Origin of the sequence: Achromobacter pulmonis, from assembly GCF_021733725.1 — a bacterium.
Lineage (GTDB): Bacteria > Pseudomonadota > Gammaproteobacteria > Burkholderiales > Burkholderiaceae_B > Achromobacter > Achromobacter pulmonis.
In genome coordinates, this window is the sequence record NZ_JAIFOT010000001.1 from 431150 (window position 1) to 457285 (window position 26136).

17 protein-coding genes are annotated in these 26136 nt (G+C 66.7%); 8 read left to right on the forward strand and 9 right to left on the reverse strand.

Going from position 1 to position 26136, the window contains the following annotated elements; all coding sequences use genetic code 11:
* Nucleotides 1-91: 91 nt before the first annotated feature.
* Genes ligA through smc form a run of 3 tightly spaced genes read right to left on the reverse strand, consistent with a single transcriptional unit; the run spans nucleotide 92 to nucleotide 6832 of the window.
* Nucleotides 92-2191, reverse strand: coding sequence for an NAD-dependent DNA ligase LigA (ligA, locus tag K2W61_RS02035; RefSeq protein WP_175133051.1), 2100 nt, complete (start codon nucleotides 2189-2191; stop codon nucleotides 92-94).
* On the reverse strand, nucleotides 2191-3252 hold the full coding sequence (locus K2W61_RS02040) for a cell division protein ZipA C-terminal FtsZ-binding domain-containing protein (protein WP_236754985.1): 1062 nt from the start codon (nucleotides 3250-3252) through the stop codon (nucleotides 2191-2193). Before K2W61_RS02040 ends, ligA begins: the two co-directional genes overlap by 1 nt.
* Before the next feature lie 46 nt (nucleotides 3253-3298).
* Nucleotides 3299-6832, reverse strand: coding sequence for a chromosome segregation protein SMC (smc, locus tag K2W61_RS02045; protein WP_236754986.1), 3534 nt, complete (start codon nucleotides 6830-6832; stop codon nucleotides 3299-3301).
* Between the two features lie 313 nt (nucleotides 6833-7145).
* On the opposite strand from smc, the gene lplT reads away from it, so the two are divergent.
* Nucleotides 7146-8462, forward strand: coding sequence for a lysophospholipid transporter LplT (lplT, locus tag K2W61_RS02050; RefSeq protein ID WP_175133048.1), 1317 nt, complete (start codon nucleotides 7146-7148; stop codon nucleotides 8460-8462).
* A gap of 50 nt (nucleotides 8463-8512) precedes the next feature.
* Here lplT and K2W61_RS02055 read toward each other — a convergent pair whose 3' ends face one another.
* On the reverse strand, nucleotides 8513-9406 hold the full coding sequence (locus K2W61_RS02055) for a uracil-DNA glycosylase (protein ID WP_236754987.1): 894 nt from the start codon (nucleotides 9404-9406) through the stop codon (nucleotides 8513-8515).
* Complete coding sequence (gene tsaB / locus K2W61_RS02060) at nucleotides 9403-10674, reverse strand: tRNA (adenosine(37)-N6)-threonylcarbamoyltransferase complex dimerization subunit type 1 TsaB (protein ID WP_175133046.1); 1272 nt, start codon at nucleotides 10672-10674, stop codon at nucleotides 9403-9405. The genes K2W61_RS02055 and tsaB overlap by 4 nt, the downstream gene beginning before the upstream one ends.
* Before the next feature lie 131 nt (nucleotides 10675-10805).
* Between tsaB and risA the strand changes: the two genes are divergently transcribed.
* From risA to K2W61_RS02080, 4 genes are all read left to right on the forward strand, one after another.
* Nucleotides 10806-11540, forward strand: coding sequence for a response regulator transcription factor RisA (gene risA / locus K2W61_RS02065; protein ID WP_003813882.1), 735 nt, complete (start codon nucleotides 10806-10808; stop codon nucleotides 11538-11540).
* A gap of 34 nt (nucleotides 11541-11574) precedes the next feature.
* Complete coding sequence (risS, locus tag K2W61_RS02070) at nucleotides 11575-12969, forward strand: sensor histidine kinase RisS (protein ID WP_175133045.1); 1395 nt, start codon at nucleotides 11575-11577, stop codon at nucleotides 12967-12969.
* Between the two features lie 59 nt (nucleotides 12970-13028).
* Nucleotides 13029-13577: a peroxiredoxin gene (locus tag K2W61_RS02075; RefSeq protein WP_006389231.1), complete on the forward strand. Its 549-nt coding sequence runs from the start codon at nucleotides 13029-13031 to the stop codon at nucleotides 13575-13577.
* Nucleotides 13578-13651: 74 nt separating this feature from the next.
* Complete coding sequence (locus K2W61_RS02080) at nucleotides 13652-14170, forward strand: carboxymuconolactone decarboxylase family protein (protein WP_175133044.1); 519 nt, start codon at nucleotides 13652-13654, stop codon at nucleotides 14168-14170.
* Nucleotides 14171-14254: 84 nt separating this feature from the next.
* Here the strand turns inward: K2W61_RS02080 and K2W61_RS02085 are convergent, their stop codons facing one another.
* The 3 genes from K2W61_RS02085 to ispD all read right to left on the reverse strand — a co-directional run bounded on the left by K2W61_RS02085 (nucleotide 14255) and on the right by ispD (nucleotide 17769).
* Entirely contained in the window at nucleotides 14255-16330 is a 2076-nt protein-coding gene (locus tag K2W61_RS02085; protein WP_175140881.1) for a DUF4344 domain-containing metallopeptidase, read from the reverse strand.
* A 273-nt stretch (nucleotides 16331-16603) separates the two neighbouring features.
* Nucleotides 16604-17089, reverse strand: a complete 486-nt coding sequence (gene ispF / locus K2W61_RS02090) for a 2-C-methyl-D-erythritol 2,4-cyclodiphosphate synthase (protein WP_175133042.1) — start codon at nucleotides 17087-17089, stop codon at nucleotides 16604-16606.
* Nucleotides 17086-17769 (reverse strand): 2-C-methyl-D-erythritol 4-phosphate cytidylyltransferase, encoded by a 684-nt coding sequence (gene ispD / locus K2W61_RS02095; RefSeq protein ID WP_175133041.1) that lies wholly within the window; start codon nucleotides 17767-17769, stop codon nucleotides 17086-17088. The genes ispF and ispD overlap by 4 nt, the downstream gene beginning before the upstream one ends.
* Before the next feature lie 47 nt (nucleotides 17770-17816).
* On the opposite strand from ispD, the gene mfd reads away from it, so the two are divergent.
* Together mfd and serB are read left to right on the forward strand one after the other, a co-directional pair.
* The gene (gene mfd / locus K2W61_RS02100) at nucleotides 17817-21281 is read left to right on the forward strand and encodes a transcription-repair coupling factor (protein WP_419761629.1); all 3465 of its coding nucleotides are present in this window, start codon (nucleotides 17817-17819) and stop codon (nucleotides 21279-21281) included.
* 24 nt (nucleotides 21282-21305) lie between these two features.
* Nucleotides 21306-22163 carry a phosphoserine phosphatase SerB gene (gene serB, locus K2W61_RS02105; RefSeq protein ID WP_175133039.1) on the forward strand — a complete coding sequence of 286 codons (858 nt, stop codon included), beginning with the start codon at nucleotides 21306-21308 and terminating at the stop codon, nucleotides 22161-22163.
* 99 nt (nucleotides 22164-22262) lie between these two features.
* Here the strand turns inward: serB and K2W61_RS02110 are convergent, their stop codons facing one another.
* The gene (locus K2W61_RS02110; RefSeq protein WP_175133038.1) at nucleotides 22263-24512 is read right to left on the reverse strand and encodes a TonB-dependent receptor; all 2250 of its coding nucleotides are present in this window, start codon (nucleotides 24510-24512) and stop codon (nucleotides 22263-22265) included.
* 211 nt (nucleotides 24513-24723) lie between these two features.
* Between K2W61_RS02110 and K2W61_RS02115 the strand changes: the two genes are divergently transcribed.
* Nucleotides 24724-26069 (forward strand): IS3 family transposase gene (locus K2W61_RS02115; protein ID WP_236754989.1). Its coding sequence is split into 2 segments (ribosomal slippage): nucleotides 24724-25188 and nucleotides 25191-26069, totalling 1344 coding nucleotides; the frame shifts between segments, so codons are not numbered across the junction.
* The last annotated feature ends 67 nt before the right edge of the window (nucleotides 26070-26136 follow it).

Below are 26136 nucleotides of genomic sequence, written 5' to 3' on the forward strand. Positions count from 1 at the left end.
CGACGGCGACCACGCCGGAAATGAAAACAGGCCGCGCGCCGGAAGCGGGCAGCCTGTTCGACAGGGCCAGGGAGCGATGCGCCAGGCGCGATCAGGACGCGCCCAGCAGCGCCTTCAGCCCGTCCTCGTCGAGCACCGTGACGCCCAGTTCCTGGGCCTTGGTGAGTTTGCTGCCGGCATCCTCGCCGGCCACCAGATAGGCGGTCTTTTTGGACACCGAGCCGCTGACCTTGCCGCCGGCGGCCTGGATGCGCATGGAGGCTTCCTCGCGCGTCCAGTTCGGCAGCGTGCCGGTCAGCACGAAAGTCTTGCCGGCCAGCGTGGTGTCCTGCGGCACCGCCTCGGCTACCGGATGCACCCCCTGCGCCTTGAGCTGTTCGATCACGTCACGGTTGTGCTGCTCGGCGAAGAAGCGGCGGATCGAGCCCGCCACCACCGGCCCCACGTCCGGCACCGACGACAGCGCGTCCTCGTCGGCGTCCATGATGGCTTCGATGCTGCCGAAATGCCGGGCGACGTCGCGCGCGGTGGTCTCGCCCACGTGACGGATGCCGAGCGCGAACAGCAGGCGCCCCAGCGCCGGCGCGCGCGCCTTGTCGATGGCCTCGACCAGATTGTCGGCCGACTTCTGGCCCATGCGGTCCAGCCCGACCAGTTCGAGCGGGCGCAGGCCGAACAGGTCGGCCAGCGACTTGACGCGACCGCTGTCCACCAGTTGTTCGACCAACTTCTCGCCCAGTCCTTCGATGTCGAGCGCCTTGCGGCTGGCGGCATGCCATAAGGTCTGCTTGCGTTGCGCCGCACAGAACAGGCCGCCGGTGCAGCGGGCGATGGTTTCGTCTTCCAGGCGCTCGATCGCCGAGCCACAGACCGGGCAGGCCTTGGGCATGACGAATTCGCGCGCATCCGCAGGGCGCTTGTCGAGCACCGCGCTCACGACTTCCGGAATCACGTCACCGGCGCGGCGCACGATGACCGTGTCGCCGATGCGCACGTCTTTGCGGCGGATTTCGTCTTCGTTGTGCAGCGTGGCATTGGTGACAGTCACCCCGCCCACGAACACCGGCTTGAGCCGGGCGACCGGCGTGATAGCGCCGGTGCGGCCGACCTGCACCTCGATGTCCAGCAGCGTGGTGGTGGCCTCTTCGGCCGGGAATTTGTGCGCCAGCGCGAAGCGCGGCGCGCGCGCCACGAAGCCCAGCAGCTTCTGCGCCGGCAGCGAGTCCACCTTGTAGACCACGCCATCGATGTCGTAAGGCAGCTCGGGACGCAAGGCGCCGACCTTGGCGTAGAAGGCCATCAGGCCCTCTGCGCCGCTGGCGCGATGATTGTGCCGGACATTGACCGGCAGGCCCAGCGAGGCCAGCCAGTCGAGCATGGCGCCGTGCGATGTCTCGGGCAGGGTCGAAGCATCCGCCGCGCCCGCCGTGGCTTCGTCGAACAGGCCGCTCTGCGTGCCCGGCAGGCCACGCACTTCACCCCAGCCGTAGGCGAAAAAGCGCAACGGCCGCTTGGCGGTAATACGCGGGTCGAGCTGGCGCAGGCTGCCGGCGGCCGCATTGCGCGGATTCACGAATACTTTCTCGTCGCGCTTGGCCTGGGCCGCGTTGAGCTTCTCGAAATCGGCGCGGTTCATCAGCACCTCGCCGCGCACCTCCAGCACCTCGGGCGCCGCGCCGCTCAACTGCAGCGGAATCGCCTTGATGGTGCGGATATTGGAGGTGACGTCCTCCCCGGTCTGGCCGTCGCCACGGGTGGCGGCCTGCACCAGGCGGCCGTTCTCGTAACGCAGGCTGATCGCCAGGCCGTCGAGCTTCAGTTCACAGAAGTACTCCGCCTGCTGCGCCGGGCCCAGCAGGCCCGCGCCGCGCAGCGTATCGGTGACGCGGCGATCGAACGCCACCACGCCCTCTTCGTCGAAAGCATTGCCCAGCGACAGCATCGGCACCGCATGGCGCACGCTGCCGAAGGCCGCAACCGGCGCCGCGCCCACCCGCTGGGTGGGCGACTCGGGCGTGACCAGTTCGGGATGCGCGGCCTCCAGATCCTGGAGTTCGCGCATCAGGCGGTCGTATTCGGCGTCGGAGACCGACGGGTCGTCGTAGACGTAATAGCGGACGTTGTGCTGCTCGATTTCCGCGCGCAGCCGTGCCGCGGTTTCCGCCGCGCGGGTCCCTGCGGCCTTGCTCATTATGCAAACACCCGCTGGGCGCGTTCGCTGCCGGCGGGCAGGCCAGCCTGTTCGAGCAGGCCGAACAGCACTTGCAGCCGTTCGTCGATGACGCTTTCCGAGCCTTCGGCCAGCGGTTTGCCCTGGTCGTCGACCAGGTCGGCGCGCAGGCGCGCCGACAGTTCGCGACCCACATCGACCATGCGGCCGAAGGCGCGGCTGTCGGCCGGGCTGCAGGGCACGTCCAACAGCAGGTACAGGCGCTCGACGCCGCCCATGCCGGCGTCGAAGGCGGCGCCATCGGCGCGCGCCAGCGTGAAGCGGGCCACGCCGTTCTCGGCGGGCCAGGCCAGGCGGCTGCCATCGGCGACGAAACCGGCGTCGCGCGCCACGCTCAACACTTCGGCGGCCGGCTGGGCGGCACCCAGCAGCAGGGTCAGGCCAACCTGGGTGTCCAGGGCGGCGCAGGTGTCATCCAGGCGCGCCGCCTGTTCCAGGACGGCCTGCTGGTCGGGGCCCTCGATGGTGGCATCGAAGCGTTCGGCCAGATCCTGGGCGCGGGCCCAGGCCTGCGACCATTCGATGGCGGTCAGCGGGCCACTGCGATTGGCCAGCAGCACGGCCAGCTGCATCGACGCATAGGACTCGCCGCCGTGCAGGCGCGCGCGGTGGCGGCGCTGGTCGGTTTCGGCGAACACGCGCATGGGCTTGCGGCCCACCTGGCGCAGGCTCTGCAGGTAGGGCAGCAGATCGGCGCCCCGCACCGGCTCGGCGAAATTGACCTCGATGACCACTTCGCAGGCGGGATCGGGTTCCTCGGCGTCATCGGCGTCACTGCCCGGATCGACCGGCCGGGGTTGCTCGGGGTGCGCCTTGGGCGCGTCGCCCATGCCCGGTTCGCGGCGCGCGGGCGCGCTGCCAGCCTGCGCCGCGTCCGCGCCCAGCAGCGGGTCCTGCTCGGTGGTGGGGAAATGGGTCTGCATCTTGCGGCGGACACGGCGGTCCTGCCACCAGTTGAAGCCCAGCACCAGCAGTATCAGCAAGACGCCCAGGGCAATCAGCCCGATCTGCAAATCACTCATGTGTAAATCCCGCGCCATGAAGCCGGCGCCATTCTGAATATTGGGTTTATGCCGCTTCGGAGGCCATCATCTGGACGGCCGAATCTATGTCTACCGCAACGATACGCGAAACCCCTTGCTCTTGCATGGTCACGCCCACCAGTTGCTTGGCCATCTGCATCGCGATCTTGTTGTGCGAGATGAACAGGAATTGGGTCTGCTCGCTCATGTTGGCGACCAGGTTGGCGTAGCGCTCGGTATTGGCGTCATCGAGCGGCGCGTCCACCTCGTCCAGCAGGCAGAACGGGGCCGGGTTGAGCTTGAATAGCGCGAACACCAGCGCGGTGGCCGTCAGCGCTTTCTCGCCCCCCGACAGCAGGTGGATGGTGCTGTTGCGCTTGCCTGGCGGCTGCGCCATGACCTGCACGCCGGCGTCGAGGATTTCCTCGCCGGTCATGGTCAGCTTGGCCTCGCCACCGCCGAACAGCTTGGGGAACAGCTCGCCAAAATGGCCGTTGACGACGTTGAAGGTCTCTTGCAGCAGTTCGCGGGTTTCGCGGTCGATCTTGCGGATCGCGTCTTCCAGCGTCTCGATGGCGGTCATCAGGTCTGCGTGCTGGTCGTCCAGGAACCCCTTGCGCTCGCGCGAGGTGTTCAGTTCATCCAGCGCGGCCAGGTTGACCGAACCGAGCGACTCGATCTGGCGCGAGATGCGGGTGACTTCCGATTGCAGCCAGTTGGCGCGGCGCCATTCGTCGGGCTGATTGGCCAGATCCTGAGCCAGGGCCTCGCGGTCGACCTCGCGGGCATCGAGCTGCTCGGTGAATTGTTCCTCGGCCAGGCGCGCGGCCTGCTCCTGCAACTGCAATTCGGTGATGCGGGCGCGGCGCGGCTCGAGCGTGCGCTCTTGTTGCAGGCGGTCTTCGTCGGCGCCGCGCAGCAGCGCCGCCAGGTTTTCCATCTCCTGGCGCGCGCGCGCCAGCGCGTCTTCACGCTCGGCGCGAACTTCCAGCGCGTCCTGCAGGCCGGCCTGGGACGCGGAGGCGTCCAGGTCGACCAGGTCGGCCAACAATTGTTCGAGTTCGACGCTGCCGCGCTGGCTCTGGTCGGCCGCCAACTGCTGGTTGCGCTGCAGGTCGGTGATGCGGACCTGGATCGCGCGCTCGGCGAACTCGGCTTCCTGGGCGGCGCGCTCAAGTTCGCGCAGGCGGGCGCGGGCGGCCTCGGCCTGGGCGGCCAGGGTCTCGCCGTCCATTTCGGCGTCGGCGAACCGCGATTGATGCTCGGCCAGTTCCTCGTCCAGCGCCTCGAAGCGGGCCTCGGCCTCTTCGCGGGTGGCGCGCAGGTCTTCCTCGTGCGCCGAGATCTCTTCGAGATCCTGGCGCAGGCGCGCGGCGTGCTGGCCGGACTGCTCGGCCTGCTGCTGCAGGCGCGAATGTTCGAGTTGGATGTCATGCACCCGGCGGGTCACTTCGGCGACCCGCTGGCGCGCCGGCGCGATCGCCTGGGTCACCTGCTGCCAGGCCACTTCGGCGCGGGCCACGGCGGCGCGGGCCTGATCCGTGATCAGTTGCTGGGCCTTGATCTCGCGCTGCAGGTTCTCGATTTCCTGCTGGCGCGCCAACAGACCGGCCTGTTCGGAATCCGGCGCGTAGAAACGCACGCTGTGCGCATCCACCAGGTGGCCGGCCTTGACCACGCAGGCGGCGCCTGCGGGCAGGCTGGCGCGGGTGGCCAGGGCCTGGGCCAGATCGGTCGCGGTATAGATGCCGCCCAGCCATTCGTTAAGCAGCGTGCGCAGGTCCGGATCGGTGATGCGCAGCAGGCTGGCCAGCGGCGTCAGGCCGGCCGGCGCCGCCGGGGCGGGCGCCGCGGGCGGCAGTTGGTAGAAGGCCAGGCGGGCCGGCGGCGCATCGTCGGAGAAGGCGCGGGCCCAGTCCAGGCTGCGCACCTCGAGCGAGGCCATGCGCTCGCGCAGGGCGGCTTCCAGCGCGGTTTCCCAGCCGGGCTCGATGTGCAGCTTCTGCCACAGGCGCGTCAGGCCGGCCAGTTCGTGCTTGGCCAGCCACGGCTCCAGCGCGCCCTGCTTCTGCACATCCTCTTGCAGCTTCACCAGCGCCGACAGGCGAGCCTCCAGACGCGCGAGGTTCTGCGCATCGGTCTGGGCGGCCGCCTGGGCGCGGCTGCGCTCGGCGTCGGCCTCCGGCACCTTGCCCTCGAGGGCGGCCAGCTCTTCCTGGGCCTGTTCGAGCTGCTCCTCGCCGGCGACGCGGTCGCCGGCCAGTTGTTCCAGGCGCACCGGATCGGGGCTGTGCAATTCGCGCAGTTCCTGCTGCAGGCGCTCGCGGCGCTGCTCCAGGGCCTGCAGTTGGCGGTCGGCATCGCGTTGGGTCTGGGCCACCAGGGCCAGGTTCTGTTCCACGCGGGCCAGCGCGGCGCGCATCTCGTCGCGGCCGGAGGCAGCTTCGCGCACGCGTTGTTCGACAGCGGGCAAGGCGGCCTGGGCGTCCTCGGCGGCGGCCCGCGCCTCTTCGGTGCGGGCGGCGCCAGCGGCCAGGTCTTCCTCGGCCTGCGCGATCTGCTCGGCGCAGTGTTCACGCTGGCTGGTCCATTCGGCGATCTGCTGCTGCAACTGGTCGCGGCGCGCCTGCAGGCGGTTGCGCGAATCCACCACGTGGCGGATCTCGGCCTCCAGGCGGCTGACCTGGGCGTTGGCCTCGTACAGCGCGCCCTGGGCGGTATGGACCGCATCGCTGGCGGCGTAATGGGCCTGGCGCCGGGATTCGAGCGCGGCCTCGCCGGCCCGCAGGCCGGCGATGGCGGCTTCCAGCTCGTTCTGGGCCTGGGCCATTTCCTGGGCCTTCCTGGCGCGTTCTTCACGCGCGCCGGTTTCCTTCAGGAACCACAGCGCATGCTGCTTCTTTTCGCCGTCGGCCTGCAGCTCGCGGTAGCGCGTGGCGACCTCGGCCTGGGCCTCCAGCTTTTCCAGCTGGCTGTTCAGTTCGCGCAGGATGTCTTCGACCCGGGTCAGGTTCTCGCGCGTGTCGGACAGGCGGTTTTCGGTTTCGCGGCGGCGTTCCTTGTAGCGCGACACGCCGGCGGCCTCTTCCAGGAACACCCGCAGTTCCTCGGGGCGCGCCTCGATCAGCCGGTTGATCATGCCCTGGCCGATGATGGCGTAGCCGCGCGCGCCCAGGCCAGTGCCCAGGAAGATGTCGTGGATGTCGCGGCGGCGGACCTGCTGGTTGTTGACGAAATAGCTGCTGGTGCCGTCGCGCGTCAGCACGCGGCGCACGGCGATCTCGGCGTAGGTGCTCCATTGCCCGGCGGCTCGGCCTTCGCTGTTGTCGAACACCATTTCGACCGACGCCCGGGCCGCCGGCTTGCGGTTGCCCGAGCCGTTGAAGATGACGTCCTGCATCGACTCGCCGCGCAACTCCGAAGCCTTGGCCTCGCCCAGCACCCAGCGCACCGCGTCGATGATGTTGGATTTGCCGCAGCCATTGGGCCCCACCACGCCCACCAGTTGGCTGGGCACGGGAATCACGGTGGGGTCGACGAAGGACTTGAAGCCGGCGAGTTTGAGCTGAGTGAGACGCACAGTACGATGACGACGGGGTGGGTTGAACGAAAGGCGTTAACGGACCTGCCGCACACATTGCAAACCGGCCCCTGAAGGGCCGGCATGGGGATGGATCGTATGATACCGCAGGCAGTCTGTCCCCAAACGTGAACAACGGTCAAGCCCGCAGGCGGCCCCGTCCCAGCCCCCCGGCCGCATGACACGCCTCAACCCACGGGCAAACGCTGAATAGCCCTACCTGCGCCACGGGCTATACTCGCTGACACTTTTTCGCAAGACGCATAATTTTCACGCAGACCGACCGGGCTCAGGTCAAAGTACGGGGACATTCTTGAAACGAGGTTTCTATCTGGTCATGGCCGCGCAGGCCTTCTCGTCATTGGCGGACAACGCGCTATTCATCGCGGCGATCGCCTTGATCCAGGAACTGCACGGCCCCGACTGGCTGGCCCCGATCATGAAATGGTCCTTCGCCCTGGCGTACGTGGTGCTGGCGGCTTTCGTCGGCGCCATCGCCGACTCCTATCCCAAGGGCCGCGTGATGTTCTCGACCAACGCCCTGAAAGTCGCCGGCTGCCTGCTGATGTTCTCCTATGCGAGCCTCGGCATCGCCTCGCAGTACCAGACCTACCTGGTCTGCGCCGCCTACGGCGTGGTGGGCATCGGCGCGGCGGCCTACTCGCCGGCCAAGTACGGCATCGTCACGGAAATGCTGCCCCCCACCATGCTGGTCAAAGGCAACAGCTGGATCGAGGGCCTGACCGTCTTCTCCATCATCCTGGGCACGGTGCTGGGCGGACTGCTGATCTCCACCACGGTCTCGACCGCGCTGCTGCAACATTCCTTCATCGGCAAGCTGGTGCATACGCCAGCCGAGGCCGCCATCCTGGTGATCGCCTTCGTCTACCTGCTGGCGGCGCTGTGCAACCTGCTGATCCCGCACACCCACGTGCGCTATCCGCCGCAGCAGAAGAACCCGGTCAAGCTGGTGCGCACCTTCTGGGGCTACGTCCGCGTGCTCTGGAAGGACAAGCTGGGCCAGATCTCCCTGGCCGTCACCACCCTGTTCTGGGGCGCCGGCGCGACGCTGCAACTGATCGTCATCGAATGGGGCCGCAGCCACCTGGGCTACCAACTGGACAAGGCCTCGATGCTGATGGGCGTGGCCGCCCTGGGCACCGTGGTGGGGTCGATCCTGGCTGGCCGCATCCCGCTGCGCCGCGCGCTGTCGGTGCTGCCGGTCGGCGCCGCCATGGGCCTGGTGGTGCTGCTGATGCCCATGGTCTATTCGCCCTGGAGCGTCTACCTGCTGTTGCTGATCACCGGCGGGCTGGCAGGCTTCTTCGTGGTGCCCATGAATGCGCTGCTGCAGCACCGCGGCCACGTGCTGCTGTCGGCCGGCCATTCGATCGCCGTGCAGAATTTCAACGAGCAGCTCAACATCCTGCTGATGGTGGCCATGTACACGCTGCTGCTGTGGCTGCAACTGCCCATCAACATCATCATCGTGATCTTCGGCACCGTGGTGGCCGTACTGATGGTGGTGTTCATGCGCTGGAGCAAGCGCAATCTGGCCGACAACCCCGAGCTGCATGATCAGATTGGCCAGGAAGGCCACGGTCACGCGCTGGATTCAACCCCGCACTGAAGGCGTCTCGCCGTCCGGCAATGCCCAGGCCCGCCACCCGGCGGGCCTTTTCATACCCGCGCGGCCAGCTTCAGGTCTTGCCAGGCACGCGCCTTTTCCGCCGGGCTGCGCAACAGATAAGCCGGGTGATAGCTCACGATCACCGGAATCTCGCGCCCCTCGTCCGTCTTCATCTGGTGCACGCGGCCGCGCAGGCTGCCAATGGTGGCATCGGTGCCCAGCAGTGTCTGGGCCGCGAACCGGCCCAGCACCAGGATGCGCTCCGGCTTGAGCAGCGCGATCTGGCGCATCAGGTAGGGACTGCAGGCGGCGATTTCCTCGGGTTTGGGATTGCGGTTGCCGGGCGGCCGGCACTTGATCACGTTGGCGATGAACACGTCGCGCTCGCGGCTCATGCCCACGGCCGACAGCATCGCATCGAGCAACTGGCCGGAACGGCCAACGAAGGGCTGGCCCTGCCGGTCCTCCTGTTCTCCCGGCGCCTCGCCCACCACCAGCCAGCGCGTGGGCTGGCCGCCATGGCCGAACACGGCGTGGCGGCGACCGCCGCACAGGCCGCAGGCGGTGCAGGCCACCACCTGCTCGCGCAATTCGTCGAGGTTGGCGTGCTTGACCGCCATGGCCACCGGCATCGGCGCAGGGGCGGCCTCCACGGCGGCCTCGGCCTTGGGCGCCGGCTTGGGGGGAGGACCGTTGCGCAGGCCAGGGCCCGCCGGACGGAGCGTGTCGGTCGGCGCCGGCACGGCGTCCGGCACCGGCGCCACCGCGGCCGGCGGCGTCGAAAAATCCTGTTTCAGGACAGGCACTTGCGGCGCCGGCGCGGCGACCGCCGGGGGGGCCGGCCGCAGCCACAGGCGCTCCATGCCCAGCTCGCGCAGCCACAGGCGCTGCAGCGGATTGACGCGCGGCGCGGCCGAAGCCGGCGTGGAATGCGGCGCCGTCACGCTGCCGCCCCCTGAGACGCGGCTGCGACGGGTCCGTCCAGGCGCTTCTGCATCACCAGCGCATCCTCGCGCCCGCCCCGCTCGGCCGGGTAATAACCGCGCCGCAGGCCGATCTGCAAATAGCCACGGGCCTTGTAGAACTCGACCGCGGCCGTATTGGAAGGCCGCACCTCGAGCAACACGCCGTCCAGGCTGCGCTCGCGCGCCTGCTGCTCGCACCAATCCAGCAAAATGCTGCCCAGGCCCTGGCGGTGCAGGTCGCGCGCCACGGCGATCACCAGCAGGTGGGCCACGTCGGGCGCGAACATCAAGATACAGAATCCCGCCAGCCGGCCATCGCGACGTAATGTCCAGGCGCCATAGCCGGCCGCCAGCGCGTCGGCGAAATTGCCGCGGGTCCAGGGGAAGGACTGGACGTTGGCCTCCAGGGCCACCACCTCGTCCAGGTCGGCATCGGTCAACCCCTGCGGCGCCACGGGCGCCAGCGTCGATTGCGCCTTGGGATTACCCCCCTCCCCGCGCAGGCGTTCAGCGGTCGTGAACGCGACCTTGTCGCGCACATAAAGCGGCGCGGCCTGCTCCGGCGGCAGGGCCTGGCCACGCAGCCAGGCCTGGCTGGCCAGGCGCGCCACACTGGCGGCCTCGGGCCGCAGGGCCGCGCTGGCGCGGCGCCACCCGGCCGGAACCGGCATCTGGGCGGCATAGGCGTCCCAGGCGTCGCCCGCCAGCAATGGCGTCAGTGGCCGGCCGGCGGCCCGTGACCAGGCCGGCAGATGATGCGCCGTCCAGGCCACCACCTCGTCCGCCGCGATCAGCAGGGGCGCCTGCAGCGTGTCCCAGGCGGGCTCACCCGCGGCGTCGACGTCCGGGCGATAAACCGCCAGGTAGACTTCATTCATGCGAGCGTCCAGTGCCACCACGATGGCCTGCGCCGGCGAGCCTTCCGCCTGGGCCGCCACGGCTTGGTGCGACACCACCGGCAATACCGGGATCCCCAGGCCCATGGCCATGCCCTGGGCCACGCCGCAGGCCACCCGCAGCCCGGTGAAGCCGCCCGGTCCCTGGCCGAACGCCACCGCCTGCAAGGCGTCCGGCGCCAGCCCGGCCTGCGCCAGCAATTCGTTGGCCATGGGCAAAAGACGTTCCGCGTGCTCCTGGGAGCCCTCGTGCTCGCGCACCGCGACCTCCAGCCGGCCGCCCGAGGCGCGCAAAAGGGCCACGCCGCACCGCGACGAAGAGGTTTCCAGAGCCAGCAGGTTTAGTTCCATAGGTGCAGATTGTACGAAATACCGGGGCGGTTCCCCCGTATGTAAGGGGGATTTCAACCATGGTTCGCAATGTGTAATATCTTGTGAACGCCCACTAGCCGCTGGTTCTTGTCACTGTTACATTTCCGGCCATGAATACGCAAAACACCACCCCCACCCGAAAAATCCTCGTCGTCGACGATGATCCGCGCTTGCGCGATCTGCTGCGCCGGTATCTGTCCGAGCAGGGATTCAACGTTTTCGTCGCCGAAGACGCCAAAGAGATGGGCAAACTCTGGCAACGGGAGCATTTCGACCTGCTCGTGCTGGATCTGATGCTGCCCGGCGAGGATGGCCTGTCCATCTGCCGCCGGCTGCGCGGTGGCCACGACAATACCCCCATCATCATGCTGACGGCCAAGGCGGAAGAGATCGACCGCATCGTCGGCCTCGAGATGGGCGCGGACGACTACCTGTCCAAGCCGTTCAATCCCCGTGAGCTGCTGGCCCGGATCAATGCGATCCTGCGCCGCCGCGGCACCGAGGAACATCCCGGCGCCCCCAGCCAGGAAAACGAATCGATCGCCTTCGGCCCCTACGTGCTGAACCTGTCGACCCGCACCCTCACCCGCAATGGCGAGCAGGTGCCGATCACGACCGGCGAATTCTCCGTGCTCAAGGTGTTTGCGCGCCATCCGAAGATTCCCCTGTCGCGCGACAAGCTCATGGAGCTGGCCCGCGGCCGCGAATACGAAGCCTTCGACCGCAGCCTCGACGTACAGATTTCGCGCCTGCGCAAGCTGATCGAGCCGAACCCGTCCAAGCCCGTATTCATCCAGACCGTCTGGGGCCTCGGATACGTGTTTGTGCCGGACGGTGGCAGTTGATCGATACGCCCGCCCCGGGCAGGAGCGCAGCCTCGTGCCCCGCTTGCGCAAAACCTTCAGGAACCTGACGTCACGTCTGCGGCTCGGCTTGTTCGGCCGTACGTTCCTGCTGCTGGCTGCCCTGATGCTGGTCAGCCTGGGGGCGTGGCTACAAGTCTTCTTCAGCATGGAGCTGGGACCGCGCGCCAACCAGATGGCGCAGCGGGTGATCACGGCCGTCAATATCACGCGCACCGCGCTGATCTATTCCCACAACGACGAACGCAGCAAGCTGCTGCTCGACCTGGCCACCAACGAAGGCATCCAGGTCTATCCGCGCGAGGTCACCGACTTCGCCGAAGCCCTGCCCGACGACGATTACTGGCAGCGCGTGGCCCAGCACATCCGCACGCGCTTCGGCCCGGAAACCCAGATCGCCTGGGGCGTGAATCAGGTGCCCGGCTTCTGGGTGAGTTTCCAGATCGAGAAAGACCTATATTGGCTGGTGTTCGAGCGCGAGCAAATCGGGCTGACGGGCGGCATCGAATGGCTGGGATGGGGCGCCACGGCGCTGCTGCTGTCCCTGGTGGGTGCGGCGGTCAGCGTCGGCTTCGTCAACCGGCCGCTGTCGCGCCTGGCGCGGGCCGCCCAGGTGCTGTCGCGCGGCGAGACCCCGGCGGCCCTGCCCGAGCAGGGGCCGCTGGAAATCCGCGACCTGAACGCCTCCTTCAACCGCATGGCCAAGGACCTGCGGCAGGCCGAAGCCGACCGCGAACTGATGTTGGCGGGCATTTCCCACGACCTGCGCACGCCGCTGGCGCGCATGCGCCTGGAAATCGAGCTGAGCGGCGTATCCGAGGACGCGCGCCAGGCCATCGACGAAGATCTGGGCCAGATCGACCACAGCATCGGCCAATTGATGGAGTACGCCCGCCCCGCCGGCACCCTGCCGCAACTGGCGACCGACATCTCCGCGGTGCTGGCCGAACTGTATGAACGCGAGCGCAGCCATACCTCGTCACTCGGCGGCGAACTGGAAGCCACGCTCGAGCCAGGCCTGCGCGCGCGTATCACGGCGCTGGACCTCAAACGCATCGTCAGCAACCTGATCGAGAACGCGCGCCGCTATGGCCGCTCGCCCGATGGCATGGCCCACCTGGTCATGACATTGCAAGCCGAGGGCGGCATGATCATCATCGAGGTGTCCGACCGCGGTCCCGGCATCGCCCCCGAGGACGTCGACCGGCTGCTGCGGCCCTTCTCGCGCGGCGAGGCCGCGCGCACCGGCGTCAGCGGCGCCGGCCTGGGCCTGGCCATCGTCGAGCGCCTGCTCAAGCATGTCGGCGGCGCCCTGCGCATGCTGCCGCGCGAGGGCGGCGGCCTGACCGCCCGCATAGAGTTGCCCAAAGCGAAGTTTAGGAATTATCAATTAGACAACGATAATCCATAGCGTAGAATTTATGGTTTGAGGCACAGCCTTAATTCCACCAACAACTACTGGGAGTAAACATGAAAACTGTTGGCGACAAACTCGAGCCCTTCAAGGTTACCGGCGTCAAGCCCGGCTTCAACCAGCACGAAGAAAATGGCGTCTCGGCTTTCGAAGACATCACCGAAAGCTCGTTCCCCGGCAAGTGGAAGGTGATCTACTTCTACCCGAAGGACTTCACGTTCGTGTGCCCCACCGAAATCGTCGGCTTCAACAAGCTGGCCAAGGATTTCGAGGACCGCGATGCCGTCCTGCTGGGTGGCTCGAGCGACAACGAGTTCGTCAAGCTGGCCTGGCGCCGTGAGCACCCGGACCTGAACAAGCTGGGTCACTACCAGTTCGGCGACACCACCGGCGCCCTGATCGACCAGCTGGGCGTGCGCGAGAAAGGGGCGGGCGTTGCCCTGCGCGCCACCTTCATCGTCGACCCGGACAACACCATCCAGCACGTTTCGGTGAACAACCTGAACGTCGGCCGTAACCCGGAAGAAGTGCTGCGTCTGCTCGACGGCCTGCAAACCGACGAGCTGTGCCCGTGCAACCGTACGGTTGGCGGCGCCACGCTGTAAATTCCAGCCCGGCCGGGGACCTGTCCACAGGTCCTTCGCCGGGCTTTAACTGCGCTAGATTATAGGTAAAAACTATGGAATTTCTGACGACCATTAAGGAACAACTGCCGGATTGGGCCAAGGACATCCGCCTGAATCTGGACGCCGTGATTGCCCGCTCGACCCTGGCCCCGGAAGACGCCGTCGGCGCAGCCCTGTCGGCCGCCTACGCCGCGCGCAGCCCGGTGCTGGTCGACGCCTTCAAGAGCGGCCTGTCGGAAGCCGACGCCAATGCCGCGCTGACCGCTTCTGCGCTCATGGGCATGAACAACACCTGGTACCCGTACGTCGAAATGACCGGCGACGCCCAGTTGAAGAGCCTGCCGGCGCAGTTGCGCATGAATGCCTACGCTACCCACGGCGGCGTGGAAAAGAAGCGCTTCGAGCTGTTCGCCCTGGTGGCCTCCATCATCGGCAAGTGCCACTTCTGCGTGGCGTCGCACTACGAGAACCTGAAGAAGGACGGCCTGTCCACGGAACAACTGCGCGACGCCGGCCGCATCGCTTCGGTGGTCAACGCCGCCGCCCTGGCGCTGGCCGCCCAGGGCAAGTAAGCCCGCCGCGGCCGGCCCTGCCGCGGGGCCATGAAGAAAGCCCGCTTGCTCACGCAAGCGGGCTTTTTGCTGGAGACAGCCCCGCTATTGCCCCTGGGATTTGACGGCCTTGGTCGGCAGACCATTGGCCACCCATGCCTCCAGGCCGCCGCGATACCAATAGACCGGCCAACCCATCATCCCGGCGCGCAACGCGGCGTTATAGGCCGAACGGTCATTCATGCCGGCCCCCAGGATGATCAAGGGCACATTGTGTTCTTTCTCGGTGCCCGCCTTCTTGTGCAGCCAGCCATCGAACGCTTCCTGCATCTGGTCGGTGATGCTGCCATCCGAGCCGGCATCGCTCAGCGGGAAGGCCCCGGGGATGGTTTCGCGCTGCCCGCTGGTGTCGATCACCAGGAAATTCTTGTTCTTTTCGTCGGTCAGCAAGGCCACCACGTCCTTGGTGGTGATCACTTTGGCCCGCGGATGCGTGGTCGGCGTCGGCCCCTTGTAGGGCGCCGAGAACAGCAAGGTAGTCGGCGGCACGCCGCTGTCCTGCAGTTCGTCGAAGCCCCCGCCCGGCGCGCGTTGCGGCTGGCCCGCCGGCGCCTGTTGGCGCGGCGGCGGCTGCGGCACCTGCCGCTGCGGCGCTCCGGCCTGCTTGGGCTCGCCGCCGACCGTGCCCATCTCGATGTCGGAGATCATCACCGCGATGTTCTCGATCAACTCGTAGCACATCGTGATCGAGCCTTCGCGCGGGCTGTACCAGGCGTTGAGCTTGCCGCAATCCTTGAAGACCACATTCACCGGCCGCGGCAAGACGTAGGTCTGGCCGAGCAGCTTGATGTTCGTGGTGATGGCGTCGGACAGATTGTTGGCGAACAGGTTGCCGATACGCCGCGATGACGGTTCGAACGTCACGTTCACCGGCGCGCCGGGCGCGTTCGCCGGCTGTTGGCCGTCGGGCGACCAGGCGCCAACGCGCGTATGCGGCGCCAGGATGCGGCGCCAGGCCCGGTTCTGCTTGGTGAATTCATCGGCGCAACGCGCTTTGGTGCGATCTTCGAACCCGACCTGATCGACCAGCGAAGCGAACACCCCCGGATTGCCGCCATACATGATGCACAGCATGTTGCGGAAGCGCTTGAGATCGCCCGTGTGCTCATCCTGCCAGGGCGAATTGCCAGCGCCCCGGGCCTCGGCCAGCTTGCCGCTGTAGTACCACTGCAGGGCCGCGTACTTGGCCGCGCCCTGGGCCATGGCGTTGGTGTCCTCGTCGCTCGACGGGTACATGGTCGGCTCGACGATCTGCAGCGCCGAATAGATATCGACCGCGTCTTCCTCGGCGCCGGTCGAAGGCAGTTCCAGTTCGCCGATCAGGGCGTGGCCGAACTCATGCATGAAGATGCTGCGCATGATGCCGATGTAGACTGCCACGATGCGCAGCGAATCGCCGCCGAAGCGCGGGTACGGGCCAGCGCCCGGCAAACCGCTGTTGCTGCCGGAATCCGGCGCCGCCTGGGGGGGGCGCGGCTGTGGTGGCGGAGCGTTGCCGCCCTGGGCCGCCTTGCCACCCTGGGCGGGAGCGATGTTCGAATTGATGGCGAAGTCGGCGATGCCGAAGGTGCCGACGTCGTAGGCCATGATGCCGAGTTCGGAACCCAGCGCGGGTTCATTCTCGATATCGCCGATCTTCTGGCCATTGACAATGAAGCGGGCCGCGCCCGGCACCTCGACCACCTTGATGCGGTCGGAGCCATCCAGCTTGGCCACATTGGCCACATTGGCGATATCGCGGCGCTTGTCGCCGTCCAGACAGAACAGGATGGTCTGCTTGGCGGCCGTGAGTTCCAACAGGCACAGACCCTTGCGCGCGCGGTTGGTCAGCGCCAGGCCAATGGATGCCTTGGGATTCTTTGAGTTCAGGACCACATTCACGTCGGTGATGCGGCCGGTCTCCGGCGGCTGCCCGACTTTCAGGTAAAGCGTCTGCTCGCTGCCGGCCAGGGCCTTGTTGCGCAGCGTGAACCAGCCATCCTCGACCCCGGCGGTCCAGCCTTGCAGCATCTGCGTGCGAACCGCGCCCGAGAGCGGGCCGAGCTGCTGCTCGAATTCTGCATGTGCAGGCGAACCAACGGCGGCAAGCGCCAAGAACAAGGCAGCGCCACGTACATGCATCTTGGTGTCCCTATTATCCAGGCGTTAAGTAGCGGCAGAATATTCCAGTTCAAATTCACCTGCAAGACGAAAACACCGGTGTTTCCGGCCCCCCGCGCGCCACAGGACGCGGGAACCACGCCCAACCGCAGCAGCCACGCGGCTTCCGCCCTATTTTGCGGTTTGTTAATTTGTTATGGACATGTATCTGTGCGCGTTAAACAACGCCGGCGCGCGAAAAAAAGCGCGGTGAATACCGCGCCATCGATTCCGGCAGAGGCCGCCAGCCGCGTTTCAGGCGCGTGCCAGCAGCGCCACCACCGTGGCGGAAATGCCTTCCTTGCGGCCCAGGTATCCCAGGCCCTCGTTGGTCTTGGCCTTGATGTTGACCTCGGTTTCGGCCAGACCGGTATCGGCGGCGATGTGTCGCACCATGGCCGGCGCGTGCGGCCCGATCTTGGGGGCCTGGGCATGTACGGTGGCGTCGATGTTGACCGGCGCCCAGCCGGCCTGGCGCACGCGCGCCACGGCCTCGCGCAACAGCACGCGGCTGTCGGCGCCCTTGAAGGCCGGGTCGGTATCGGGGAAATGGCGGCCAATGTCGCCCAGGCCGGCGGCGCCCAGTAACGCGTCGGTGATGGCGTGCAGCAGCACATCGGCATCGGAATGGCCCAGCAGGCCGTGGGTGTGCGGAATGGTCACGCCGCCGATGATCAGCGGCCGCCCCTCGACCAGGGCGTGCACGTCAAAACCCTGTCCGACGCGAAAAGGAATACTCATAGCCATTTTTCCATCAGTTCGAAATCGTCCGGCCAGGTCACTTTGAAATTGCGCATCGCGCCGGGCACCAGCAGGGGAGCATAGCCCGCGGCCTCGATCGCCGAGGCTTCGTCGGTAACCACGGCGCCGCTGACTGCGGCCGCCGTCAGTGCATCGCGCAGCGCCCCGGCGCGGAACATCTGCGGCGTCTGCGCGAGCCACAGGCCGTTGCGGTCCAGGGTGCGCTCGACCCGTTCGTGGCCGGCCTTGACGGTGTCGGCCACCGGCAGTGCCAGCAAACCGCCGACCGGATCCGCGAGGCAGGCGTCGATCAAGCGCGCCAGCGCCGATGCCGGCAGGCCGGGACGGGCCGCGTCGTGCACCAGGACCCAGGTGTCATCGGCCACGCCGCTCTCGGCCAGGGCGCCGGCCACGGTATCGGCGCGGGTGGCGCCGCCGCAGGCCCGCCAGACGGTGCGCGGCAGCCCCGCCAGCGCCTGATCGACCCAGCCATCGCCGGGCGTCACCGCCACGCGCACCTGCGACACGCGCTCGTCGGCCAGCAGCGCGGTCACGGCGTGGCGCAGCATGGGCTGTCCGGCCAACGGACGATATTGCTTGGGCACGCTCTCGACGCCGGGGTGGCTGGCGCGGGCGCCGACGCCAGCGGCGGGAACGATTGCGATGATTGAGTCAGACATGGTGCGGTGATTTTATAATCTTCCGCTTGATGCCTGCTCCCAGCCTGATGCCCGCTCCCACCTCCCCCGCCACGGCAGCGCCGCCCGTCCCCGCGACCGCCCCTACTCTCGCCGCGCTCAAGCCCGGCACACGCTACGCTCAACCGCGCCCGCCCGGTTCGGGCGACGCCTGGCTGCTGGCCGACCTGGCCCGGCAGGCCGCCGCGCCGCTGGTGGTGCTGACCGCCGAACCGCTGGAGGCGCAGCGCCTGGCCGAAGAGATCGCGCTATTCGCGCCCGGCCTGCGCGTGCGCCAGCTGCCCGACTGGGAAACGCTGCCGTACGACGCCTTTTCGCCGCACCAGGACCTGATCTCCGAGCGCCTGCACACCCTGCATTCGCTGATGATGAAGACGGTGGACGTGCTGACGGTGCCGGTCACCACCGCGCTGTACCGGCTGGCGCCGCCGTCGTTCCTGGCGGCCTACACCTTTTCCTTCAAGCAGAAGGACAAGCTCGACGAAGCGGCGCTGCGCGCGCAGCTGACGCTGGCCAACTACAACCACGTCACCCAGGTCACCGCGCCGGGCGAATTCTGCCTGCGCGGCGGCCTGATCGACCTGTTCCCGATGGGATCGGCTCTGCCCTACCGGCTCGACCTGTTCGACGACGAGATCGAGACCATCCGCAGCTTCGACGTCGACACCCAGCGCAGCCTGTATCCGGTGCGCGACGTGCAACTGCTGCCGGGGCGCGAATTCCCCATGGACGAGGACTCGCGCAACCGCTTCCGCGCGCGCTTTCGCGAAGAGTTCGAGGGCGATCCATCGCGCGCCCTGCCCTACAAGGACATCGGCAACGGCATCCCGTTTGCCGGGGTCGAGTACTACCTGCCGCTGTTCTTCGACGAGACCGCGACGCTGTTCGACTATCTGGCCGACAACGCCATCACCGTCACCGTCGGCGACATCGACGACGCGATGCTGCGCTTTCACCAGGACACCGGCAGCCGCTACAGCTTCCTGAAAAGCGACCGCGAACGCCCGGTGCTGCCGCCGTCGGCACTGTTCCTGGACGAGCAGGCGCTGTATGCCCGCCTGAAGGAATTCCGCCGCCTGGCGTTGACTGCCGGCCAGCCGCATCCCGACTTCCGCGCCGCGCCCGACGTCAGCGTGGCGCGCCGCGCCGACGACCCGATCGCCAAGCTGCGCACGCATGTCGGCACGCCGCAGGGCCGCGTGCTGCTGTGCGCCGATTCGGCCGGCCGCCGCGAAACGCTGGTACAGATGCTCAACGAGTTCGGCGTCACGCCGGACGCGCAGCCCGACAGCATTGAAGCCTTCCTCGCCTCCGACGCCCACTTCGGCATCGTCGCCGCGCCTCTGGGCACGGGCTTCGAACTGCCGCAGGCCAACCTTGCCTTCCTGACCGAGAACGACCTTTATCCGGGGCTGGCCAGCACCGGCCGGCGCGGCAAGCGCGACCAGGAGCGCGCCAGCAACGTCGAAGCGATGGTGCGCGACCTGTCCGAACTGCGCGCCGGCGACCCGGTGGTCCACGCGCAACACGGCATCGGCCGCTACCATGGCCTGGTCAACATGGACATGGGCGAAGGCGAGATGGAGTTCCTGCATCTCGAATACGCCAACGGCAGCACGCTGTACGTGCCGGTGTCGCAACTGCACGTGATCGCCCGCTACAGCGGCGCGGATCCGGAAGCCGCGCCGCTGCACCAGCTCGGCTCGGGCCAGTGGGACAAGGCGCGCCGCAAGGCCGCCAGGCAGGTGCGCGACACCGCCGCCGAACTGCTGGCGCTGTATGCCCAGCGCGCGGCGCGCGAGGGCTTCGCCTTCAACCTGCCGCTCAACGATTACCAGGCCTTCGCCGAAGGCTTCGGCTTCGAGGAAACCGCCGACCAGGCCGCCGCCATCGAGGCCGTGCTTGCCGACATGACCTCGGGCCGGCCGATGGACCGACTGGTGTGCGGCGACGTCGGCTTCGGCAAGACCGAAGTGGCGTTGCGTGCCGCCTTCCTGGCGGTGGCCAATGGCAAGCAGGTCGCGCTGCTCTGTCCCACCACGCTGCTGGCCGAGCAGCACGCGCAGACTTTCTCCGACCGCTTCGCCGACTGGCCGGTGCGGGTGGTGGAGCTGTCGCGTTTCCGCTCGGCCAAGGAAGTGGCCGCCGCCATCGAAGGCATCAACGATGGCCGCGTCGACATCGTCATCGGCACTCACAAGATCCTGTCCAAGGATGTGAAGTTCAAGCGCCTCGGGCTGGTCATCATCGACGAAGAGCACCGCTTCGGCGTGCGCCAGAAGGAAGCGCTCAAGGCGCTGCGCGCCGAGGTCGACGTGCTGACCCTGACCGCCACGCCGATCCCGCGCACGCTGGGCATGTCGCTGGAAGGTATCCGCGACTTCTCGGTCATTGCCACGGCGCCGCAGAAACGGCTGGCGATCAAGACCTTTGTGCGGCGCGAAGACGGCAGCACGCTGCGCGAGGCGCTGCTGCGCGAACTCAAGCGCGGCGGCCAGTGCTACTTCCTGCACAACGAGGTCGAGACCATCCACAACCGCCGCGCCCGCCTCGAAGAGCTGGTGCCCGAGGCCCGCATCGCGGTGGCCCACGGCCAGATGCCCGAGCGCGACCTGGAACAGGTGATGAAGGGCTTCTACCAGCAGCGCTACAACGTGCTGCTGTGCACCACCATCATCGAGACCGGCATCGACGTGCCCAGCGCCAACACCATCGTGATCCACCGCGCCGACCGCTTCGGTCTGGCGCAGCTGCACCAGTTGCGCGGCCGTGTCGGCCGCTCGCATCACCAGGCCTACGCCTACCTGCTGACACCGGGCGAGGACGCCATCACCAGCAACGCCAAGAAGCGGCTGGAGGCAATCCAGGCCATGGAGGAACTGGGCTCGGGCTTCTACCTGGCCATGCACGACCTGGAGATCCGCGGCACCGGCGAGGTGCTGGGCGACTCGCAGTCCGGCAACATCCAGGAAGTGGGCTTCTCGATGTACAACGAGATGCTCAACGAAGCGGTGCGCGCCCTGCGCGCCGGCGAAGAGCCGGACCTGGACGCGCCGTTCAACCTGGCCTGCGAAGTCAACCTGCACGCGCCCGCGCTGCTGCCATCCGACTACTGCGCCGATGTCCACGCGCGCCTGAGCGTCTACAAGCGCCTGGCCCACGCCGCCGACGAGGACGACCTGATCCAGATCCAGGAAGAGCTGATCGATCGCTTCGGCAAGCTGCCGGAGGCGGCGCAGACCCTGCTTGCCACTCATCGCCTGCGCCTGGCCGCGCAACCGCTGGGCATCATCAAGATCGACGCCAGCGAAACCCAGGCGCTGCTGCAATTCGGCCCCAAGACCAGTGTCGATCCGGCCAGAATCATCGAACTGGTGCAGCGGCAACGCCACATCAAACTCGCCGGACAGGATAAATTGCGGGTTGAGATCAAGGCAGCGCAGATCCCCGCCCGTGCCGATGCCGTACGCGCTGTGCTGCGCGCCTTGAAGTAACCCGCCCCCGACCCTCGCATTTTTATGACTATCCATCACCTCGTCGTCCAATCCCCCGGCCTGACGGTCGAACATGCCGAACAGCTCGCCGCACTGGCGCAGGCCCAAGGCGTGGCCCGTATCAGCGCCACGGCCGCGCGCCTGCTCGACGTGCAGCACGACGAGGCGACCCGCGCCGACGTGGTGGCCTGGGCCGAGCGCCACGGCATCGACACCGCCTTCGTGCCGGCCGGCCTGAAGCTGGCGCACTGCAAGGTGCTGGCGATGGACATGGACTCGACGCTGATCAACATCGAGTGCATCGACGAGATCGCCGGCGTGGCGGGCGTCAAGGACAAGGTCTCCGAAATCACCGAAGCGGCCATGCGCGGCGAGATCAAGGATTTCGCCGAAAGCCTGCGCCGCCGCGTGGCGCTGCTCAAGGACGTGCCCGCGCAAGCCCTGGAGCAGGTCTACACCGACAAGCTGCGCCTGAACCCGGGCGCCGAGCGCCTGATCACCACCGCCCAGGCCGCCGGCATCAAGGTGCTGCTGGTGTCGGGCGGCTTCACCTTCTTCACCGACCGCCTGCGCGAACGCCTCAAGCTGGACAGCGCGCACGCCAACACGCTGGAGATCGACAACGGCGTGTTGACTGGCCGCGTGCTGGGCGACATCCTCGATGCCGACGCCAAGGCCGTCTATCTGCGCGAGTTCGCGCGTACCCACGGCGCGACCAAGGAAGAGATCATCGCCATGGGCGACGGCGCCAACGACCTGAAGATGCTGGCGGCCGCGGGCTTCCCCGTGGCGTATCACGCCAAGCCGCTGGTACGGCAGCAGACGCGCTACGCGCTGAACGTGTCCGGGCTGGACGGCGTGCTGAACTGGTTTGAAAGCTGAGCGTGGCACGTTCCGCCACGCAAAACAACGCGCCATGAAAAATGCCGTTCATCCGGCTGGATGAACGGCATTGCCGGGAATGCCTATCGTGCGCGCCGCTCAGTAGCGAAGGCGTACAGACAACATGGCTGCCCGCCCCGTCCCGAGCGCGGCATGGTTGCTCGGCCGGGCCCGCGTGTAGAAGGTCTGGTCGAACAGGTTCATCACGTTGAGTTGTACCGACAGGCTGGGATTGACCTTGTACTTGGCCATCACGTCGAAGCGCCAGTATGACGGCACCCAGCGCGCCCTGGGCGCGCCGTTCGCCGCGACGCTCGCATCGGCGTTGCCATAGGCCTTGGCGACATAGTAGGCGCCGCCGCCCAGCGTCAGTTCAGGCAGCACCTTGTAGGAAGACCACAGGCTGAACGCGTGGCGCGGCGTATTCGGCAGCTCCTGGCCCTCGGCGCCGACGTCCCTGCGACCGCCGCGGATCAGCTTGCTGTCCATGAAGATATAACCACCATAGACATTCCAGGCCGGCGTGATGGCGCCCGAGAAGCCCAGTTCGATCCCGCGCACGCGGGTCTGGCCCACCTGCTCGTATTCGCCCGGCAGCACCTCGACATTGGTGTTCTTGCGCCTGTCATGAAACACCGCGCCCGACAGCGTCAAGCGTTCGTCGAACATCTGCCATTTGACGCCTGCCTCCATCGAGCGGCTCTTTTCCGGAGCCGCAGCCTCGTCACGGTCTCTGCGCAAGATGTCGGAAGCCGTGGTGCCCGCCACCGCGGAGGGCGTGGACGCGGTGCCATAGCTCGCGTAGAGGGTGCCTGCCGGCACCGGCTTGTAGACCAGGCCCAGCTGATAGTTCACGAGATTGTCGGTGCGGCTGTAGTGTTCCGTCGCCGAAGGACGGCCGCTGGTGCGGTAGTTATCCCAGCGCAGCCCACCACTGGCCTGCCAGTGTTCGCCGAACTTGATGGTGTCGAAGGCGTACAGCGCCAAGGTGTCGGTGGCATAGGGAGCCGCCAGACCGCGGGCGGTACGGCAAGGGTAGGACACATTCGGATCGGGATTGTGCAATGAGGTATGCGCCAGCGCGTCCGGGCAAGCCGTAATACCGTCGGACACCAGGACCTGGTCGTTGTTTCTCGCCATGGTCTGCTTGACTGAGCTGTATTCGAAGCCCAGGTCAAAGCCGTGCTTGAGCGCACCCGTTTGGAACTCCCCGCTCAAATCGGTCTGGTTAGTGAACGCCTTGGTGACGAAATACCTGCCATATGCCGGCCTGTCCACAATCCCGGCAGGCAGGTTCGCGAGCGTGAGGTTGGGCTGGGTGGCGAGATAGTCGGCGGTTTCATGGCCGTATCGCAGCACGTTGCGCAGCTTGAGCTTATCGGAGAAATCGTGCTCGAAGTCAACGGTGGCCATATCGTCGCGCGTCTTCATGAAATCGCGTCCGGCCAGGCCGTAGAAATTCTTGCGGCTGATGCCAAGCGTCTCCGTGACCGGCAGTCCCACCTGCGGGTCATACGGAATGGAGTAGTCCGGCATGCTGTCGTTCTGGTAATGGTAGTAGCTGAGCGTGATGCGGGTCGGCGTGCCCATCCCCAGCGTCAGCGACGGCGCCATGCCCCATCGCTCGAAGTTCACCGCCTTGTCGCGTCCCGGCACGTCGCCCTTGGAGCCCATGACGTTCAGGCGGAATGCCGTCTTTTCGCCCAGGCGCCAGTTGCTGTCGAGGGTGCCGCGATAATTGTGATCCGTGCCGATCTGGCCGGTGGCTTCGATCGCATCCTTGGCCTTGGGCGCCTTGCTGACCATGTTGATGCTGCCGCCCGCGCCGCCCCGGCCGGCATAGACCGAGTCGGGCCCCTTGATGATCTCGACCTGTTCCAGGTTGAACGTGTCGCGCGCCTGCATGCTGACGTCACGCACGCCATCGAGGAACAGGCTGCTGGCGGCGTTCTGGCCGCGGATGATGGGCAGGTCACCGCCAGCGCGGCCGCCCTCGCCGGCCGCGAAGGTAATGCCCGGCGAATTTTGCAGCACGTCCTGCAACGATGTCGCGGACTGATCGGACATGACCTGCTTGGGCACCACCTGCACCGAGCGCGGCGTGTCCAGCAGCGGCGCCGTCATCTTGGGCGACTGGACGCTGTCCGGCTGGTAGGGCGAGGTCTCGCCCTGCACCTGGACCGGCGCGAGCTGCGGGACGTGCCCGGCGCCGGACTGCGCCATCGCATAGGGACTGATGAACAGCGCGGGGACCGCCACCGCGGCCGCCAACGACCCGGCCAATGAATTCAACGCGTACGAATCTTCGTGTTTCACGATTAATCTCTCCCGAGCAGAAATGACAATCATTCCTGCTTATGAAAGATTGCGATTCTCTACGGGAAAGTGGCCCGACCCCGCCCCAATCAGGGAAATCGGACGCGGTAACGCGAGCATGACGAAGCTTGACGGCTTTTAACCACAAAAACGGTAATCGACGCCCACACCGCCAAAACAAAAACGCCCCTTATGAACTGACCCCCGAAAGTTGGACGAAATCCGACCTTCGGGGGTTTTTCACATGGCGAAGTACGAAGAGCAATTCAAGATCAAGGTGGTGCAGGCATACCTGCAAGGCACAGACGGCTTCAAGTCGGTGGCGCGCCGACACGATGTGCCGTACTCAATGGTGCGCCGGTGGGTCGAGAGCTTTCGAGTGCATGGCGTTGCCGGGTTGCGCAGGCAATCTGGCTCGTACAGTGCGGCCTTCAAACAATCGGTGCTGGTCAAGATCCGGCGCGAAGGTCTATCGGACACGCAGGCAGCAGTGTTGCTGGGGATTCGCCATACAGGGCACATCACGAAATGGCGCGCCCAGTATGATGCTGGGGGTATAGAGGCGCTGGCGCGTAAGCGTCGAGGAGCAAGCATGCCGCATAAGTATCCCCCCCAGCCGGTGTTCAAGGACATGACCAAGGAAGAACTTGAGCAAGAGTTGGCCTATCTGCGCGCGGAGAACGATTACCTAAAAAAAATGAAGGCCTTGATCGAAGCGGAGAAGACCCGGGCGCTGGTTGGAAAGCGCAAGTGGTCCAAGGATTAAGGCCCAAGCATCCGCTGGCACTCCTGCTACGCGTAGCCAAGCTGTCGCGCAGCACGTTCTACTACCACTTGAAGGCGCAGGGGGCCATCGATCCGTACGCCGAGCTCAAGCAGCGCATCGGCGCGGTCTACACCCGCCACAAGGGCCGCTACGGCTACCGGCGGATCACGGCGGTCTTGCGCCAGGCCGGTGAGCTGGTGAACCACAAGACCGTGCAGAAGCTGATGCAGGCGCTGGGCCTGAAGTCGCTGGTGCGCGCCAAGAAGTACCGCTCCTACCGAGGCCAATCGCACCACGTGGCGGCCAACGTGTTGGCGCGCGACTTCGAGGCGGCGCGTCCGAACCAGAAGTGGGTCACCGATGTTACCGAGTTCAATGTGCGCGGCGAGAAGCTATATCTGTCGCCGGTGATGGACCTGTACAACGGCGAGATCGTGGCCTACGAGATCAGCCGCCGGCCGGTGTTCAAGCTGGTGGGCGGCATGTTGAAGAAGGCGCTGGCGCGGCTGCTGCCCGATGATCGGCCAGTCCTGCACTCCGATCAGGGCTGGCAGTACCAGCAGCAGAACTACCGGCGAATGCTGAAAGATCGATCGGTCACGCAGAGCATGTCACGCAAGGGAAACTGTCTGGACAATGCCGCCATGGAGAGCTTCTTCGGCACGCTCAAAGCAGGGTTCTTCCACTTGAACCGCTTCGAGAGCGTCGAGCAGCTGCAGGCCGGCATCCGGCAGTACATCCGATACTACAATCACGAACGCATCAAGCTCAAGCTAAAAGGCCTGAGCCCGGTGCAGTACCGAGCTCAGGCCTTCGGGCTTTAGCTGACCGTCCAACTTCTGGGGGTCAGTTCATTACGGGGCGTTTACGATGACGGCGATCGCGCGGCGC